The sequence below is a fragment of the Streptomyces sp. BK208 genome (assembly GCF_004364245.1).
In the GTDB taxonomy this organism is placed as follows: Bacteria; Actinomycetota; Actinomycetes; order Streptomycetales; family Streptomycetaceae; genus Streptomyces.
Genome location: NZ_SOAV01000002.1, coordinates 675298 through 692735 on the forward strand (window position 1 = coordinate 675298; position 17438 = coordinate 692735).

The 17438-nt window shown below is 71.6% G+C and carries 14 protein-coding genes; 9 read left to right on the forward strand and 5 right to left on the reverse strand.

Features of this window, described 5'->3' with window-relative positions; genetic code table 11:
* Positions 1–114 precede the first annotated feature (114 nt).
* The 4 genes from EV562_RS07560 to EV562_RS07575 are packed head-to-tail and all read left to right on the forward strand — an operon-like array spanning position 115 to position 4827.
* The gene (locus tag EV562_RS07560; RefSeq protein ID WP_133885866.1) at positions 115–1473 is read left to right on the forward strand and encodes an extracellular solute-binding protein; all 1359 of its coding nucleotides are present in this window, start codon (positions 115–117) and stop codon (positions 1471–1473) included.
* Positions 1470–2411, forward strand: coding sequence for a sugar ABC transporter permease (locus EV562_RS07565; RefSeq protein ID WP_133885867.1), 942 nt, complete (start codon positions 1470–1472; stop codon positions 2409–2411). The genes EV562_RS07560 and EV562_RS07565 overlap by 4 nt, the downstream gene beginning before the upstream one ends.
* Positions 2408–3274 (forward strand): carbohydrate ABC transporter permease, encoded by an 867-nt coding sequence (locus EV562_RS07570; protein WP_133885868.1) that lies wholly within the window; start codon positions 2408–2410, stop codon positions 3272–3274. The genes EV562_RS07565 and EV562_RS07570 overlap by 4 nt, the downstream gene beginning before the upstream one ends.
* A gap of 47 nt (positions 3275–3321) precedes the next feature.
* Positions 3322–4827 carry an alpha-N-arabinofuranosidase gene (locus tag EV562_RS07575; protein WP_133885869.1) on the forward strand — a complete coding sequence of 502 codons (1506 nt, stop codon included), beginning with the start codon at positions 3322–3324 and terminating at the stop codon, positions 4825–4827.
* A gap of 12 nt (positions 4828–4839) precedes the next feature.
* Here the strand turns inward: EV562_RS07575 and EV562_RS07580 are convergent, their stop codons facing one another.
* Complete coding sequence (locus EV562_RS07580; protein ID WP_133885870.1) at positions 4840–7638, reverse strand: beta-galactosidase; 2799 nt, start codon at positions 7636–7638, stop codon at positions 4840–4842.
* 97 nt (positions 7639–7735) lie between these two features.
* On the opposite strand from EV562_RS07580, the gene EV562_RS07585 reads away from it, so the two are divergent.
* On the forward strand, positions 7736–8194 hold the full coding sequence (locus tag EV562_RS07585; protein WP_133885871.1) for an Rrf2 family transcriptional regulator: 459 nt from the start codon (positions 7736–7738) through the stop codon (positions 8192–8194).
* Positions 8195–8407: 213 nt separating this feature from the next.
* Positions 8408–9382: an arabinan endo-1,5-alpha-L-arabinosidase gene (locus tag EV562_RS07590; protein ID WP_133885872.1), complete on the forward strand. Its 975-nt coding sequence runs from the start codon at positions 8408–8410 to the stop codon at positions 9380–9382.
* Positions 9383–9403: 21 nt separating this feature from the next.
* Here the strand turns inward: EV562_RS07590 and EV562_RS07595 are convergent, their stop codons facing one another.
* From EV562_RS07595 to EV562_RS07610, 4 genes are all read right to left on the reverse strand, one after another.
* Positions 9404–10615: a PucR family transcriptional regulator gene (locus EV562_RS07595; protein WP_133885873.1), complete on the reverse strand. Its 1212-nt coding sequence runs from the start codon at positions 10613–10615 to the stop codon at positions 9404–9406.
* A 183-nt stretch (positions 10616–10798) separates the two neighbouring features.
* Positions 10799–11740, reverse strand: a complete 942-nt coding sequence (locus tag EV562_RS07600) for a hypothetical protein (protein ID WP_133885874.1) — start codon at positions 11738–11740, stop codon at positions 10799–10801.
* Positions 11741–11778: 38 nt separating this feature from the next.
* Positions 11779–13452 carry a DUF6801 domain-containing protein gene (locus EV562_RS07605; RefSeq protein WP_133885875.1) on the reverse strand — a complete coding sequence of 558 codons (1674 nt, stop codon included), beginning with the start codon at positions 13450–13452 and terminating at the stop codon, positions 11779–11781.
* Positions 13453–13569: 117 nt separating this feature from the next.
* Positions 13570–14202, reverse strand: a complete 633-nt coding sequence (locus tag EV562_RS07610; protein ID WP_133885876.1) for a hypothetical protein — start codon at positions 14200–14202, stop codon at positions 13570–13572.
* A 653-nt stretch (positions 14203–14855) separates the two neighbouring features.
* On the opposite strand from EV562_RS07610, the gene EV562_RS07615 reads away from it, so the two are divergent.
* The 3 genes from EV562_RS07615 to EV562_RS07625 are packed head-to-tail and all read left to right on the forward strand — an operon-like array spanning position 14856 to position 17437.
* Positions 14856–15863 carry an ATP-binding cassette domain-containing protein gene (locus EV562_RS07615; protein ID WP_133885877.1) on the forward strand — a complete coding sequence of 336 codons (1008 nt, stop codon included), beginning with the start codon at positions 14856–14858 and terminating at the stop codon, positions 15861–15863.
* Positions 15860–16624 carry an ABC transporter permease gene (locus tag EV562_RS07620; protein WP_059299236.1) on the forward strand — a complete coding sequence of 255 codons (765 nt, stop codon included), beginning with the start codon at positions 15860–15862 and terminating at the stop codon, positions 16622–16624. Before EV562_RS07615 ends, EV562_RS07620 begins: the two co-directional genes overlap by 4 nt.
* A gap of 6 nt (positions 16625–16630) precedes the next feature.
* Positions 16631–17437, forward strand: coding sequence for an ABC transporter permease (locus EV562_RS07625; protein WP_133885878.1), 807 nt, complete (start codon positions 16631–16633; stop codon positions 17435–17437).
* Position 17438: the final 1 nt, after the last annotated feature.

Below are 17438 nucleotides of genomic sequence, written 5' to 3' on the forward strand. Positions count from 1 at the left end.
TTGACGTGCAAGCGCTTCCCACCTACGTTTCCCGTTCGAAGTTACGGGCGCCATCCGAGATATCGAACATCGCTGCGTGGACAACGCAGCGGACAACGACAGATGGGGCAGGGCATGGGACGACCTGGCCTGGATCGCAGGCACTTTCTGGCCGCGGCCGGCGGCCTGACGGTCGCGGGCAGCTTCGGTTTCGCCGCGCTGGGCACCGGCGCCGACGCGCTCGCCTCGGGCGCGGACACCCGGGTGCGCTACTGGAACCTCTTCAGCGGCGGCGACGGCTACAACATGATCGCGATGCTGGACTCCTTCCGCAGGGACAACCCGGGCATCGAGGTGAAGGACTCCACCCTCCAGTGGGGCAGCCCCTTCTACACCAAGCTCGCCATGGCCGCCGCCGGCAACCGCGCGCCCGACCTCGGCGTCATGCACCTCGGCCGGGTCACCGGCTTCTCGCCCGGCCGCCTCCTCGACCCCTGGGACCCCGCGCTGCTCGCCGAGTACGGCGTGCGGGAGGAGGACTTCAACCCCGAGCTGTGGAAGCGCGCGGTCATCGACGGCAAGCTCTACGCCCTCCCGCTCGACATCCACGTCCAGCTCTGCTTCTACCGCAAGGACGTGCTGAAGAAGGCGGGCCTGCTCGGCGACGACGGCCGGATCGTGCCGGTCACCTCCACCGAGGAGTGGTTCGACCTGCTGAAGGAGGCCAGGAAGGCCACCGCGAAGGGGTTGCAGACCATCGGACTGTGGCACAACGACCAGAACTTCCAGTGGTGGTTCTTCGTCGCCTTCTACACCCAGCTCGGCGGCACCTGGTTCGACGACGCCCGCACCGAGGTCACCTTCGACACCGACAAGGCCGCCAGGGTCCTGGAGTTCCTGCGCAAGCACGTCGCCGACGGGTACGCCGACCCCGCCTTCGGCGGCGGCGCCGGTGCCGAACAGTTCGTCAACGGCTCGCCCTTCTGCTGGGAGGGGAACTGGTCGGTGCCCGTCTTCGACGCCGCGAAGCTCGACTACGGCGCCACCCCGCTGCCGCCGGTCTTCGGCAGGCCGGCCACCCACGCCGAGTCCCACTCCTTCGTCCTCCCGCACCAGGCCGGCCGCGGCGGCGCCACCGACGAGGGCGCGCACCGGCTCGCCGCCTACGTCGTCCGGCACGCCCGGCAGTGGGCGGCCGGCGGGCACATCCCCGCCCACACGCCGACCCTGTCCACCGCCGCCTACCGGAAGCTGCGGCCGCAGAACGAGTACGTCTCCGCCATGGACCACCAGGCCACCGAGCCCAAGGTGTGGTTCGCCGGATCGACCGGCATCCTCGCCCAGCGGGTCGGCCCGGTCGTCGTCTCCTCGACGACGGGCTCCGCGAAGCCCGAGTCCGCCGCCCGCCGGATGAAGAGCACCCTCGCCGAACTGCTCGCCATGAAGAACCCCATGGACGGCCGCACCGCGGCGCAGGGAGGTGCCGGCGCATGACCGCCACCAGCGCCGGGACGGTCATCCGTCCGACGCGCGCCGAGACCGCCGCCGACCGGGCCGGCGTCCGCCGCGGACAGGGCTTCCAGCACGGCGGCTGGTTCGTCGCCCCGTTCCTCGTCCTCTTCGCGCTCTTCGTGGTCTGGCCGCTGCTGCGCGGCCTCTACCTCAGCTTCACCGACGCCAACATCTCCGGCGACGACGCGCGCTTCATCGGCCTCGACAACTACCGCGAGGCCCTGAAGGACCCCCTGATGTGGGACGCGTTCGGCCACAGCGCGTACTTCACGCTGCTCGTCGTGCCCTGCATCACCGTCCTCGCCTTCCTCCTCGCGATGCTGGCCCACCACATCGAGCGCGGCAAGTGGCTGTGGCGGCTCTGCTTCTTCCTGCCCTTCCTGCTGCCGTCCACCGTCGCCGCCAATCTGTGGCAGTGGCTGTTCAACCCCGGCACCGGCATGGTCAACCACGTCTTCGGCCTCGACACCCCGTGGCTGACCGACAAGTCGTACGCCATGCTCGCCGTCGTCATCACCACCCTGTGGTGGACCGTCGGCTTCAGCTTCCTGCTCTACCTCGCCGCGCTCCAGGGCATCCCCGCCCACCTCTACGAGGCCGCCAGGCTGGACGGGGCGAACGCCCGGCAGCGCACGGTCCACATCACCCTGCCGATGCTGCGCAACATCACCGGCCTCGTCGTCGCCCTGCAGATCCTCGCCTCGCTCCAGGTCTTCGACCAGGCCGTCGTCATGCAGGACTTCGGCCCCGGTCCCGAGGACTCGACCCGCACCTTCGTGCAGTACACGCTCGAACAGGGCTTCACCAGCTACCGCGTGGGCTACGCCTCCGCGATCTCCATCATCTTCTTCGTGCTCATCGCGGCCGTCGCCCTCGCCCGGATGTGGCTGCTGCGCAACCGTGAGGAGGGCGCCCGATGACCACCGCCACGCGGCAGCCGCCCCGGGCCGGGGCGCACCGGGCCTGGACACCCGGCCAGATCGTGCTCACCCTGCTCGGCACCGCCGTCTCCGCCGTCTTCCTCGCCCCGCTCGCCTGGGGCCTGTTCACCTCGCTCAAGTCGGAGACCGAGGCGGTCGAGGTCCCCACGCACTGGCTGCCGCACGACTGGACGGGACAGGCGTGGAAGGCCCTGTTCGAGACCGGCAACATCACCGACTGGTTCGTCAACTCGCTCGTGGTGTCGGTGTGCGTGACGGCGATCGTGCTGCTGGTCGCCGCGCTCGCCGGATACGGCTTCGCCCGCACCGAGTTCCGCGGCAAGGGGGTCCTGATGGGCCTGGTGATGGCCGGCCTCATGGTCTCGCCCGCCGTGCTCGGCGTGCCGCTGTTCACCAGCGTCCAGCAGATGGGGATGGTCGACACCTACTGGGGCATGATCCTGCCGCAGTGCGCGCCCGCCGCGATGGTCTACATCCTCTACAAGTTCTTCCAGGGCGTCCCGCGCGAGCTGGAGGAGGCCGCCTTCATCGACGGCGCGGGCCGCTGGCGGGTCTTCTTCACGATCATCGTGCCGCTCTCCCGCCCCTCGCTGGCGGCGGTCGGCATCTTCACCTTCATCAGCTCCTGGAACAACTTCCTGTGGCCCTACATGGTCACCAACAACCCCGACCTGATGACCATGCCGAACGGCATCGCGACCGTCATGAACTCCTACGGCATCCAGTGGGCCCAGCTGATGGCCGGCGGTCTCATGGCGGGCCTGCCCCTGATCGTCGTCTTCGTCTTCTTCCAGCGCCAGATCGTGGCGGGCGTCGCCCACACGGGCCTGGCAGGCCAGTAGAGGGCCCCGCACCGAGGACCCGCCATCCCATCCCCCGAAAGGAAAAGATGCGCCCCGCCCGCTTCACCCTCGACCCCGCCTTCACCGTCGGCGCCGTCAACCCCCGGCTCTTCGGCTCCTTCGTCGAGCACCTCGGACGCTGCGTGTACACCGGTGTCTTCGAACCCGGCCACCCCGCCGCGGACGCCGCGGGCCTGCGCGAGGACGTGCTGGACCTCGTCCGGGAACTCGGCGTCACCGCCGTGCGCTACCCCGGCGGCAACTTCGTCTCCGGCTACAAGTGGGAGGACTCCGTCGGCCCGGTGGAGGACCGCCCGCGCCGCCTCGACCTCGCCTGGCGCTCCACCGAGACCAACCGCTTCGGCCTCTCCGAGTACATCGCCTTCCTCAGGAAGATCGGCCCGCAGGCCGAGCCCATGATGGCCGTCAACCTCGGCACCCGGGGCGTCGCCGAGGCGCTCGAACTCCAGGAGTACGCCAACCACCCCGCCGGCACCGCCCTGTCCGACCTGCGGGCCGAGCACGGCGACAAGGACCCCTTCGGCATCCGCCTGTGGTGCCTCGGCAACGAGATGGACGGCCCCTGGCAGACCGGCCACAAGACCGCCGAGGAGTACGGCCGCCTCGCCGCCGAGACCGCCCGCGCCATGCGCCAGATCGACCCGGACGTCGAACTGGTCGCCTGCGGGTCGTCGAGCCAGGCGATGGAGACCTTCGCCGCCTGGGAGGCGACCGTCCTGACGGAGACCTACGAACTGGTCGACCACGTCTCGCTGCACGCCTACTACGAACCGCACGACGGGGACGTCGACTCCTTCCTCGCCTCCGCCGTGGACATGGAGTCGTTCATCGAGAACGTCGTCGCCACCTGCGACCACGTCGGTGCCCGCCTCAAGTCGAAGAAGAGGATCAACCTCTCCTTCGACGAGTGGAACGTCTGGTACATGAGCAGGACCGAGGCCCAGGTGAGCGTCCTGGACTGGCCCGAGGCGCCGCGTCTGCTGGAGGACAACTACAGCGTCACGGACGCCGTCGTCTTCGGCTCGCTCCTGATCGCCCTGCTCCGGCACGCCGACCGCGTCACCGTGGCCTGCCTCGCCCAGCTCGTCAACGTCATCGCCCCGATCATGACCGAGCCGGGCGGCCCGGCCTGGCGCCAGACCACCTTCTTCCCCTTCTCCCAGGCCTCCCGGTACGGCCGCGGCGAGGTGCTCGACGTCCGCGTGGACTCGCCGGTGTACGAGACGGCCAAGTACGGCGAGGCCGACCTGCTGCACGCCACCGCCGTGCGCGCCGAGGACGGCACCGTCACCGTCTTCGCCGTCAACCGCTCCCGCACCGAGGCCCTCCCGCTGGAGGTCGCCCTCGGCGCCCTGGACCTGACGGAGGTCGTCGAGCACAGCGCCCTCGCGGACGCCGACCCCGACGCCCGCAACACCCTCGCCGAGCCCGACCGCGTCGTCCCGCACCCGGTGGACGGCACCGCCCTGGACGGGGGCAGGCTCACCTCGACCCTGGAGCCGCTGTCCTGGAACGTGATCCGGCTGCGCTGAGCCGGACCCGGGTCAGCCGCGGCGCCGGCCGGGGGAGGGCACGGGCTTCACCGGCACTCCGCCGGCCGCGCTGCCCAGCAGTTCCAGGCGCACCGGGCCGGGACCCGGCACGGTGCCGCCGCCGGACAGGACCGCGAGGGCCAGGGTGTTGGCGGCGGCGCGGGTGCGCAGGATGCCGTTCGGCAGGACGAAGGTGTGCGGGGCACCCGCGGCGCCGCCCGCGTACGCGCCCATGTTCCAGCCGTTCAGGAAGACCTGGACGCGCACGTCCCGCTCCGGGGCGCCGTCGAGGACCAGGCCGACGGAGGCGTCGATCTCCGGCGGCACGTCCAGGCGGAACGTGGTCCGGTACCAGGTCACGCCCTGACGCCGGTCCTCGTCCGGCGCGTCCGCCGGGGACCCGGCCTCCCAGGCGCCGTCGTCGTACCCGGGCAGGTGCCAGCCGTGGCGTTCCCCGTACAGCCCGCCGTTGTTGAGCGGTCCGCGCACGGGGTCGGGTGCGGCCGCGCCCATGATCCGCCAGCGCACGTCGGGCGAGGCGCCCTCGAACCGGGCCGAGACCAGCCCGCGTGCCGTCCGGTACGCGTCCTGGCCGTGCGGCGTGCTCCGGACCAGGACGGCCAGGACGGGCGCCGGGTCCGTGCCGGGCCGCTCGCGCAGGGCCTCGCGCGCGGTCCCGGGCAGCCGGAACTCCGCCGTGGCCGTCCACGTGCCCGGCTCGTCCCCGCCGTCCCCGCCGTCCCCGCCGTCCTCGTGGGCGGGCTCCGGGCGGTGCGTGCCGAGCGGTTCGCCGTCCAGCCAGGCCATCAGCAGGCCGTGCGCGTCCGTGCGGTAGGAGAGGGACACCGATTCCGCACCGGAGGCGCCGGTGAGGCGGCCGCGGTACCAGACGTCGCCGTAGTGGAAGCCGTAGTCGTCGGCGAAGAGCACGGGCTGCCCGTCGGGGACCGGTGTGGTGCTGTGCGAGGTGCGCCGGCCGGCGACCGTCCAGCCCTCGTCGCCGTAGCCGGGCTCGGACTCGAAGTTCTCCGTGCGCCGCCGCCAGCCGTCGAGCGCGGGCAGGACCAGCCCGGGCACGCCCGGCAGCGGCCACACGGTCATCAGGCTCTGGGCGCGGCCCAGGCCCGACTGCACCCTCGCGCCGTTCCAGGTGACGTCGGTGATGCCGGGCGGCGCCCACACCTCCAGCTCGCGCTCACCGACCGTGTCACCGGTCAGCCGGACCACGGAACCGTCCAGCGCGGCGTCGCGCAGCAGCTCGGGACCGCGCACCAGGATCCGGCCCGACGGGGTCTCGAAGGGCCACAGCCGCAGCGAGGCGGCGTCGTCGGCGAGGAGCAGCAGCAGGGTGCGGTCGGACTCGCCGCTGCGCACCCGCACCCGGGTCAGCCGGTCCTCCGCGAGCGGCACCGTGATGTGCAACTGCCCGCGGTCGAAGGCCCAGGCGGCCTCCTCGTCCAGCCGGGTCGGCCACGGCTCGCTCGGGCAGTCGAGGACCAGGTGCGCCATCTCGCCCGCCCGCCCCACGAACGCGGCGATGTCCAGCCGCCCGACGCTCAGTGACAGCATGGGCTGCACGGTGGCGTGGGCGAGCCTGCGCCCGGCACCCAGGCGGAGCCCGGTGGCGAGCAGCTTGGCGTCCCGGGCCGGGACGGTGACCTCCACGTCGCTCCCGCCCATCGGCAGCGTCGAGGTGACCTCGGCGGCGGAGTCGTTGCGCAGGACGTACGCGTGCGCGCCGGTGTCCGGATTGGCGAGGTGCCGCACCCGGATGCGGTCGTCCGCGGCCCGGACGGCCGACGCCGGGGTCATCCGGGTGAAGTCCGGGACGTGCCGCAGCAGGTGGCCGAGCTGGTGGAGCGGCGCGAGCTTGTCCGTGGGCCGCCGCGCCTCGTCGATCGCCGCGGTCGGGTCGTACGTCGGTGAGGGCGCCGACGGCGCGGACAGCCACCCCCAGGAGGTCCCGCCGAACGCCGTCCGGACGTTGTGCAGCGTGCTCCCCTGCGCCAGCCGGTCCAGGTGCAGCCGTCGCGCCTCGGCGGCGTCCCGGGTCCGCTCCGGCTCCTCCCAGACGAGCGGGGAGCCGGAGTGCAGCAGCGGCACCTCGATGCCGTCGGCGCGCAGCCGCGCGCGCAGGCGGTCGAGGCCGGCACGCTCGGGGCTGTCGGTCCGGTAGAGCAGCACGGTGCCGGTGCCCCGGGTGAACTGGTGCCGGGCGGCGACGGCGTTGACCCGGCTCAGCCACTCGTCGGCGTGGCGCAGGTAGGCGGGGTCGGCGGCCTCGGCCCGGACGCCGGCCGCGGTCAGCCAGCCGGGCAGGCCCCCGGCGTCCACGTCCGCGCCGATGCACGGGCCGGGCTGCAGGACGACGTACAGGGCGCACTCGGCGGCGGTGCGCAGGAACAGGTCGAGGTCGCGGACCCCGGTGAAGTCGTACGCGCCGGGGGCGGCGGAGTGCTGGTTCCAGGCGAGGCGGACGCTGACCGCGTTGTGGCCGTACGCCCGCATCTTCTGCAGCACGTCCCGCCACAGGGACGGGCTCGGCAGCCGGAAGGGGTGCAGCTCGCCCGACCACAGCGCCAGCCGCCTGCCGTCCACCAGCAGGGAGTACCGGTCCATGGCGACCCGGTGGCGCCGGCCGTCGGCACCGGGCGGGCCGGGCGGCGGGCCCGTGGGCACGGGGCCGGGAGCGCCGGAGAAGGGGAGCGCCGCACTGCTCACGCTGCCGCCGAGCGCGAGTCCGAGGACGGTGGTGCCCGCGAGGGCGGTGAACGCTCGTCTGCCGAGCCTGCTGGGCCTGCTGAGCTCCAAGGGAGCCTCTCCTGTTGCGCGCGTACCTCCGGTCCCGTCGGCTGCCCGGGACCGCCTGTGCCGGGTCATTGTCCCAGCGGACGCCACAATGGTCGGCATGAGGATCTCGGCGCGTGCGGACTACGCGGTACGGGCGGTACTGGAACTGGCCGTCCGGCAGGGCGATGCCCCGGTCAGGGCGGAGGACGTGGCCGCCGCGCAGGACATTCCGCACAAATTTCTGGAGGGGATCCTCGGCGACCTCAGGCGCGGCGGCGTCGTCGAGAGCCGGCGCGGCGGGGGCGGCGGGTACCGGCTGGCGCGCGAGGCGTCGGCCATCACGGTGGCGGACGTGATCCGGACCGTGGACGGCCCGATCGTCTCGGTGCGCGGCGAGCGGCCGACGGGCCTTGTGTACACCGGCACGGCCGGACCCCTGCTGCCGCTGTGGGTGGCGCTGCGAGCCAACGTGCGCCGGATCCTGGAGGGCGTGACGATCGCGGACCTCGCGGCGGACGCCCTGCCGGACCCGGTGCGACGGCTGGCCGCGGAGCCGGCGGCGTGGGAGAACCCGTAGGCCGGGCGGCGGGAACCGGCCGGTGCGAACGGCCGGGAGGGCGTCTGTCCGCTCCCCGGCGGTGCTCCCCGCGATGCGACCCCGCACCCACCACGGGCGCGCGAACCATTGACGCGCAAGCGCTTCGATTCTACGTTCCCGTCCGAACAGACGACCGTCGTTCGTTCTGTCGAACAAGTCGATGGACCACACGGACCGGAACTGGAGCGCCCCATGAGCCGCACGCGCAAGCGCACCGCACTCCTCGCTCTCCCCGCCGCCGCCCTGCTCGCCCTCGTCCCCGGCACGGCGTCGGCCTACCCGAACCCCGGCCGGGTCACCGGCTCCGTCGTCACCCACGACCCGACGATGATCCGCACCCCGTCCGGGCAGTACCGGCTCTACGCCACCGGCGGCGGCATCAGCAGCAAGACGTCCGCCGACCGCACCGCGTTCTCCGCGGGCGCCGACGCCTTCGGCACCCGGCCCGGCTGGTGGTCGCGGTACTCGACCGTCCCGGAGGCCTGGGCGCCGGACATCTCGTACCACGGCGGCACGTACCTGATGTACTACTCCGTCTCGTCCTTCGGCTCCAACACCTCCGCCATCGGACTCGCGGGCTCCACCACCGGGGCGCCGGGCAGCTGGATCGACCACGGCATCGTCTACACGTCGAACTCCGCCAGCGACTACAACGCGATCGACCCGAACCTCTTCGTCGACGACGACGGCAGGTGGTGGCTGTCGTTCGGCAGCTGGTGGACCGGCATCAAGATGATCCGCCTCGACCCGGCCACCGGCAAGCAGCTCGCCTCCGACACCGCCCGCCGCTCCCTCGCCTCCCGCCCGACCGGCACCAAGGCCGTCGAGGCCCCGTACGTCGTCAAGCGGAACGGGTACTACTACCTCTTCGCCTCCTACGACACCTGCTGCGCCGGGACCGGCTCCACCTACAAGGTGAAGGTCGGCCGGGCGACGAGCGTCACCGGGCCCTACCGGGACCGCGACGGCGTCGCCATGACGGACAACGGCGGGACACCCGTGCTGGAGTCGCACGGCAGCGTCATCGGCCCCGGCGGGCAGTCGATCATGAACGACGTGGACGGCGACCTGATCGTCTACCACTACTACGACGGCGACGACAACGGCACGCCCAAGCTCGGCATCAACCTCCTGGACTGGAGCAGCGGCTGGCCCGTGGCCCACTGACCCCCGCCAGGGCCGCGGACGTCACCGCGTGTCGTCGTGGCCGCGCAGGTGGAGCGAGCGCAGGGCCACCTCGATGGCGAAGCGGTGGTCGGGGTCGGCGAGCCGGTCGCCCAGGTGGGCGTCGAGCGTCCGCAGGCGGTAGCGGACGGTCTGTGCGTGCACGCCCAGCAGCTCGCCGACCTGCTCCGCGGGCGCCCGGGTGGACACGTGCACGCGCAGGGTCTCCACGAGCCGGTCGCGGCGCCTGGCCGGAAGCGCGTCCAGCGGGGCCAGCTCACGGGCCGCGATCCGGTCCACCAGGGCGGCGTCGGACAGCAGCCACAGGGTGGTCAGGTGGTCCTCGCAGCGGATCAGCGGCGCGTCGGGAATGACATCCTCGTCAACGAGCTGCAGAACCCGGCGGGCCCAGCGGACGGAGTCGGCGGCCTGCGTGATCGGCACGGTCAGGCCCACCGCGGCGCGGGTGCCGGCCAGGGCGGTGCCGATCATGTCGAGGCGGGCGGGGGTGAGGTCCCCGGGCACCAGCAGGTGCGGCTGCGGGATGTCGAGGTCGGCGAGGACGTCCCGGTCGAGTCCGGCCTGGATGTGCTCAGGCGCCGGGGACTGCAGGGCGACGAGGAAGCACGACCGGGGCAGCTCCCAGGCGGCGGCCTTGCACAGTTCGGAGACCGCCGTCCGGGGCAGCGGCGCGGAGGCCAGCAGGAAGTGCAGTAACTGTCTTCGTAACGCGGACTCCTCGGAGGCGGCCCGCTCCCGCACCTCCGCGTACCCCTCGCGGGTGATCGCCTCCAGTTCCTCGACGTAGGCGAAGAGGGCGTCGGCGAAGGCCAGGATCAGCGAGGGGGAGAGGCTGTACTGCCGCCCCAGCGTCTTGGCCCGGCGCAGCGCGATGCGCGCGCCCAGCCGGTACGCCCCTTGCAGGACCTCCAGGTCGCGGCCCTCGTAGGCCTCCACCCGGCCGAACCTGCGCAGCAGTTCGTCCCGCAGCTCCGAGCTGCTGGAAGGGTCGGCCACCCGGTCCACGAAGGCGGTCAGCGCCTGCTCCACGCCCTGGCGGATCGCGTCCCCGTCCGGACCGTTGAGCAGCCTGCCGTACACCGGATAGCTGCGGGTGACCTCGGTGCGTATCTCGTTCAGCAGCCCGGGAAGCAGCGGTCGCATGAACGCCGCGAACTTCTTGGGCAGGGGGTCGAGCGGTTCACCGAGCACCGGGGGAGGCGCGCTTGAGGGCATGAGCGATCCCTTGCCGTCGACATGTCCGGTGGGGCGGACCGGCCGGGCCCCGCCCTCGGCGGGCGGAGCCTGGACCGGCCCACTGGGAGTTCACCGGTCTGGCAAGCTGACGGTAAATCAACTTTGTTGTGTTGTACATCTCTTGGGGAGGAATCGTGTCGCGGTTGTGTGTGCCCGCGGCTGTTACCGGACGGCCGAGTGCCAGTTCTTCGAGAGCACCTTGCCCGCGTCGGGGACGACGGTCCCGGGCGCGTTGAGGCCGGTGAGGTGGGTCCGGGTGTCGTTGAGGGTGAGGCTGTTGTTCCCGGCAGGGGAGGGCAGCCCGGTCTTCGCGTTGACCGCGGCGTTGATCAGGCCGACGTTCAGGCCGCAGCCGGTCGCGCCGGGCACCGCGAAGCTGCTGTCGTTCTGCGTGGCGCCGACCAGGTTGATCCGGCTCATCTCGCCGGCCTCGTCCGCGGTGCCGTCGCCCCGGAAGAAGGTCATCCCGAACTCGGGGTAGTTGCGGTTCGCCGGGTGCAGCACGATCGGGTCGGCGGCCGTCCCGATGTAGCACTTGTCGCCGAGGAGCGGGTTCTCCAGGTGGATGCGGACCGGCAGGGCCACGATCGGCAGGTCGGTGAGGACGCCCGCGGCCTGGTCGAAGGCGTAGGGCGCGCCGACCGACTCCATGGTCGCGGTGATCTTGTTGAGGCTGGAGTTCTCCAGCGACTTGCAGATCCCCGTGATGACGAAGATGTCGCTCGGACACATCAGGCCGAGCAGCCCGCCGGGCACGGAGGCGGGCTCGGCGACCAGTGCCCCGGAGGCGGGGGCGACCACACTGCTGGTGCCGTCCGCGTTCTGGACGACGCCGATCTGGAGATTGGTCCTGCCGGTCGTCACGGTGGTGGAGCCCAGCTTGATGGAGCCGCTCGCCGACGTGGACACCACGCACTGCGGGGTCCGGTCGAAGCCGTCGGCGGCCAGCATCGCCGGGGCGTCCACGGGGCAGCGGGTGAAGGGGGCCCATTCGCCGTTCAGCGCGGGGCCGGCGGCGGTCGCCGTGCCCAGCGAGGCGAAGGCGCCGAGCGCGGTCAGCGCGGACACGGTGGCGAGCCGGGTACGGGTGGAGATCGGGGGCATGGTGGTGGCCTTCCGTGGAGGTGGGAGACGGGGGACGGTCAGCGCTCCGCGACGGGGACCTCGTAGGGCTGGAGGTCCTGGGTGCACTGGCCTTCGTTGTCCGGGCTCGGGAACACCGGGGCGGCGATCGCGCACGTCTGTCCCTGAACCTGCTTGATGTAGTTGCCGGGGCCGGAGACGGAGGCGGTGAGCAGCCGGTCGAGGTCCTCGCCGTCGGTGCCGCAGCCGGTGAAGGCGGGGACGGCGGTCTCGCCGGACAGCACGCCGCCGCTCAGCAGCAGGTAACCGGTGGCCGGCAGGCCGATGACCTGCTCGCCCCGGCCGTAGAGCACCAGGTGGTCACCCGGGAAGTTCGCCGGGTCCGGGTCCTCGGAGGTGAGGGACGTCTCGGTCCGGCACCCGGAACCGACGTCCAGGGGCGTTCCGTTGACCTCCAGCTTTCGTACGCGCAGGACCAGCGGCGCCCGCACGTAGGTGTCCGTGATCGTGGTGAAGTCGGACAGGCGGATCTTCATGCGCGAGTCGATCCGCAAGGGGCCCGTCTGCTCCAGCACCATGGTCGCCTTCACCGGGGTGAAGTCGAAGGACAGGAAGGTCGCTTCGAAGGGCGGGGTCTGCTTGCGCTCCCGGTAGTGGAAGTCGCCGTACGACACGGTGTCGAAGATCAGGTAGTCCGGGTCGGCGGGACCCGGCACGGGGAGGCCCTGCTCGATCAGCACGCAGGACGGCGGCAGGTACGCGGCGCCCTTCATCTTCTTCACGTTGGCGTAGCCGGTGACGTAGGCGTTGAGCGACACGTCCGTGGGCGGGTGCTGCTCGTCGTAGCGGCACGGGAGGACCTTCCCGCGGTCCGCGGCGGCGCCGGGGCTGTTCTCCAGCACCTTCGGCGACCGCTCGGACTGCCGCTCCCCCTGCCGGTCCTCCGGCGCCTCCGGCTGCCCGTCCTGCGGCGCCCCCGAGGTGTCGTCCGCCCCGGGCGAGGAGGGCGAACCGCTCGCTCCCGGTCCGCCCGCGCCGACCGGCACGGTGGCCAGCAGGCCCTGGCCCGGCGCGTCCTCGGCGAGGGAGCAGTCGACGGTCAGCGCACCGGGTCCCTCGGTGGCCGGGTCGCCGGTGGTCCCGGTGGCTCCGGGGGTCCCGGTGGCTCCGGCGGCCCCGGTGGCGCTCCGGTCCGCGGTGGCGTCCGCGGCGTCGAGCGCCAGGTCGATCGCGAGGGCTCCCGCGGAGAATGTCAGGTCGCCGTCGCCCTGGCCGGCCACCGAGGGCACGTCGCCCCCCGTGACCAGGGTCAGCGGTCCCGACGCGGGAAGCGCCAGCGGCTCGGCGCTTCCCCGCCAGGTCGCCGTCGCCGAGGCCGCGTTCTGGACGACGCCGACGTCCAGCCGGGTGGCCGCCCGTACCTCGGTCGCGCCCGTCCCGGTGAGGTCCGCGACCGCCTCCGCGGGGAGTTCCACCGTGGTGGTGACGTCGGACGGCGTGAAGGCCTCGCCCGCCCCGGCCCGCTCCGGAAAGTCCGCCGAGATCCGCACCGTCGCGGGCAGCGGACCCGAGGGCAGGGTGCAGACGTAGGGGAGTTCGGCCTCGACCTCCTGGGTTCCCGTGGCGGACGCCGTGGTCGGGATCAGGGCGGCGAGCACGACGAACGCGGCGATCGAGGTGGTCCGGGCGCGGACCCGGGGCGGCCGCGGGGCGGCGGCTGGCTTGGCTGTCACTGCGACTCCGCTCGGCTGGCTCGGACGGGGGCCGGTCTCCTCGCACACGGCACACGGCACACGGTCCGCGAACGCCCGGCCGGGGTGCCGGCCGGGCGTTCGCGGCTGGTCGGCGGCCTACGGGTTGGAGCCGACGATGGTCGGGATGACGGTGGTGCCCGCCTTCTTGACGGCGTAGTTGCCCTTGAAGGTGGGCTTCGTGGCGGTCGTGACGACCGCGCCGCAGTTGACGGGGTTGGTGACCACCAGTTCACCGGCCGTGCTGTTGATCGCCAGGACACCGGTGGAGTTGGTGTACGTGCCCGAGGCCTTGCCCGACACGGTGAACTTGCAGGCGCCGGCGGTCACGTTGGCCTTGACGTTGCCCACGTAGCCCTTGGTCACGCCGGTGGACGCGGTGTAGTCCTGCGCGATGACGTCCCACGGGGTGACCGACGTGGTGGTGACGTTGCCGAGGACGCTGGTGCACGGCGAGCCGGACGTACCGAAGTTCATGGTGGTGATGTCGGCGACGTCACCGGGGTTGCCGGTGGCGCTCGCCATCGTCCCGGCCGCGGTCGAGACCGTACACGTCATGGGGATGGTGGCGGTCAGCACGATGTTGCCGACGTTCGTCGCCTGGAAGCTGGCCGGTGAGGGGTTGACCGTCCACACCGTGGAGGGCACCGCCGAGGACGGGACGGCGGCAAGACCCAGCGCCGACGCGGCCGCACACACCACGAGGGCTGACCTTCTCATGCTCTTCTTCATGGCTGGGGAGTCTCCTTGAGGGTCGACCTGCATTGAGCCGTGACGTTACTCGCGGGAAACATAGCCGAACAATGCGGCCGTCCATGATTCTTTGAAAACTGGAACAAGCTGTTTCCGGAGTGAGTGAATCGCGATTCCCCTTAGTCACCTGCTGCCAAGGACGGGACGTCCGGCCGATGATGCCTCATCTCCGTGAAGCTCACCCGGTACGGCGTCGTAATACTCACCTGATGACAAGTTACCGACGGGTTTCTGTGCTTTCCCTGACAGGTTGCGGAGGGTGCGGATCGGTATCCCGGAAAACTCCGATCCCGGTGTTGCCCGCCGAGGTTACTCGGCCGTAACGTGCCGGTGCGGTGCTCGGTTCCAGGTCGGTGGCCCCCGTCGGCCGGAGCCATGGCGGACGCGCCGTGCCCACATCCCGTGCGGCCGGGGCGTCCGCCGGCGGGGTCCCGCGGGCTCCACACCCCCCGGAGCCGCGAGACCCTGCCCTGTCTCCCCGGAGACAAGTGTGCGGCGGGCGGTTTGTCTGCGCGGTGACAAGTTCCGCGGGGGCGCCGAAGATCCGCGCCGCACCCGTTGTCAGTGCGCTCCGGGCCGCCTTAACGTGCGGGCCCGCAGCGCGTTTCCGATCGGCGTCCGCTGGAGGTGATATGGGAATCGAAGTGGTGGTCGAGGGCCTGACCAAGTCCTTCGGTAAGCAGAGCATCTGGCGGGACGTGTCACTCACTCTTCCGGCCGGAGAGGTCAGCGTGATGCTGGGCCCGTCCGGAACCGGTAAGACCGTTTTCCTGAAATCGCTCATAGGGTTGCTCAAACCCGAGAAGGGCCGTGTCCTCATCAACGGCGTGGACATGGTGAACAGTCCGGAAAGAGACATCTACGAGACCCGGAAACTCTTCGGCCTGATGTTCCAGGACGGTGCTCTCTTCGGGTCCATGTCTCTTTTCGACAATATCGCCTTCCCGCTGCGCGAACACACCCGCAAGAAGGAGTCCGAGATCCGCCGCATCGTCATGGAGCGGATCGAGGTCGTCGGACTGCTGGGGGCGGAGGGGAAACTCCCCGGGGAGATCAGCGGCGGCATGCGCAAGCGGGCGGGACTGGCCCGCGCGCTCGTCCTCGACCCGCAGATCATCCTGTGCGACGAACCGGACTCCGGGCTCGACCCGGTCCGCACCGCCTACATCTCCCAGCTGCTGATCGACCTCAACGCCCAGCTCGACGCGACGATGCTGATCGTCACCCACAACCTGGACATCGCCGCCACCGTGCCCGACAACATGGGGATGCTCTTCCTGCGCGAGCTGGTCACCTTCGGCCCGCGCGAGGTGCTGCTGACCAGCGACGAGCCGGTCGTGGCCCAGTTCCTCGGCGGCCGGCGCGAGGGGCCCATCGGGATGTCCGAGGAGAAGGACGCGGCCACCCTCGCCGCCGAGGCGGTCGCCCCCTCGGCCCCGGCCGGGCCCCGCGTGATCGTCCCGCAGCTGGAGCCGTCGCCCGGCATGCCGCCGCGCCGGGCCGTCGCCCGCCGGCGCGAACGCGTCCTGGGCATGATCGACACCCTGCCGCCCGCCGCGCGGTCCGCCATCCGGGACACCTACGCGAGGAGTGCCGAGGCGGCCACCCTGCCGATGCCCGCCGCGGGGAGCGGCGCGTGATCACGGGCGCGCTGCGGCAGACCGGACGGCTCTTCGCGCTCGCCGCCGAAGTGGTCCGCGCCGTCTTCCGAAGACCCTTCCAGTTCCGCGAGTTCGTCGAGCAGTTCTGGTTCGTGGCGAGCGTGACCATCCTGCCCGCCGCCCTGGTCTCGATCCCCTTCGGCGCCGTCATCGCCCTCCAGGTCGGCTCCCTGACCGAGCAGTTGGGCGCCCAGTCGTTCACCGGCGGCGCCAGTGTCCTCGCCGTCGTCCAGCAGGCCAGCCCGCTCATCGTCGCCCTGCTCATCGCCGGCGCCGGGGGCTCGGCCATCTGCGCCGACCTCGGGTCCCGCAAGATCCGCGAGGAACTCGACGCCATGGAGGTCATGGGCGTCTCACCCGTGCAGCGCCTGGTGGTGCCCCGGGTGCTGGCCGCCATGGGCGTCGCGGTCCTGCTCAACGGCCTGGTCTCCGTCGTCGGCATCCTCGGCGGTTACTTCTTCAACGTGATCATGCAGGGCGGCACGCCCGGCGCCTACCTCTCCAGCTTCTCCGCCCTCGCCCAGCTGCCCGACCTCTACGTCAGCGAACTCAAGGCGCTGGTCTTCGGGTTCATCGCGGGCATCGTCGCCGCCTACCGGGGGCTCAACCCGCGCGGCGGGCCCAAGGGCGTCGGCGACGCCGTCAACCAGTCCGTCGTCATCACGTTCCTGCTGCTCTTCTTCGTCAACATGGTGATGACGGCCGTGTACCTCCAGATCGTCCCGCCGAAGGGAGGCTGAGGTCCGATGGCCTCCCCGCTCGTCTGGCTCGACCGCTCCGGCGACCAACTGCTCTTCTACGTCCGGGCGCTGCTGTGGATCCCCCGGACCCTGCGCCGCTACCTCAAGGAGGTGCAGCGCCTGCTGGCCGAGGTGGCCTTCGGCTCCGGCGGCCTCGGGGTCATCGGCGGCACCATCGGCGTGATGATCGCGATGACGCTCTTCACCGGGACCGTCGTCGGCCTCCAGGGATACGCGGCCCTCGACCAGATCGGCACCGCCGCGTTCACCGGGTTCGTCTCCGCCTACTTCAACACCCGCGAGATCGCCCCGCTCGTGGCCGGACTCGCCCTCTCCGCCACCGTCGGGGCCGGCTTCACCGCCCAGATCGGCGCCATGCGCATCAACGAGGAGGTCGACGCGCTGGAGGGCATGGGCATCCGCTCCATGCCCTACCTGGTCACCACCCGCATCATCGCCGGCGTGGTCGCCATCGTCCCGCTCTACGCGATCGGCCTGCTCTCCTCCTTCCTCGCCTCCCGCTACGTGACCGTCCTGTTCAACGGCCAGTCCCGCGGGACCTACGACCACTACTTCAACCTCTTCCTCTCCCCGACGGACGTCCTGCTGTCCGTGCTGAAGGTGCTGATCTTCAGCGTGATGGTGATCGTCGCCCACTGCTACTACGGCTACCGCGCCTCCGGCGGCCCCGCCGGCGTCGGCGTCGCCGTCGGCCGGTCCGTGCGCAACGCCATCGTGCTGATCAGCGTCACCGACTTCTTCCTGTCGCTGGCCCTGTGGGGCGCGACCACGACCGTGAAGGTGGCGGGGTGAG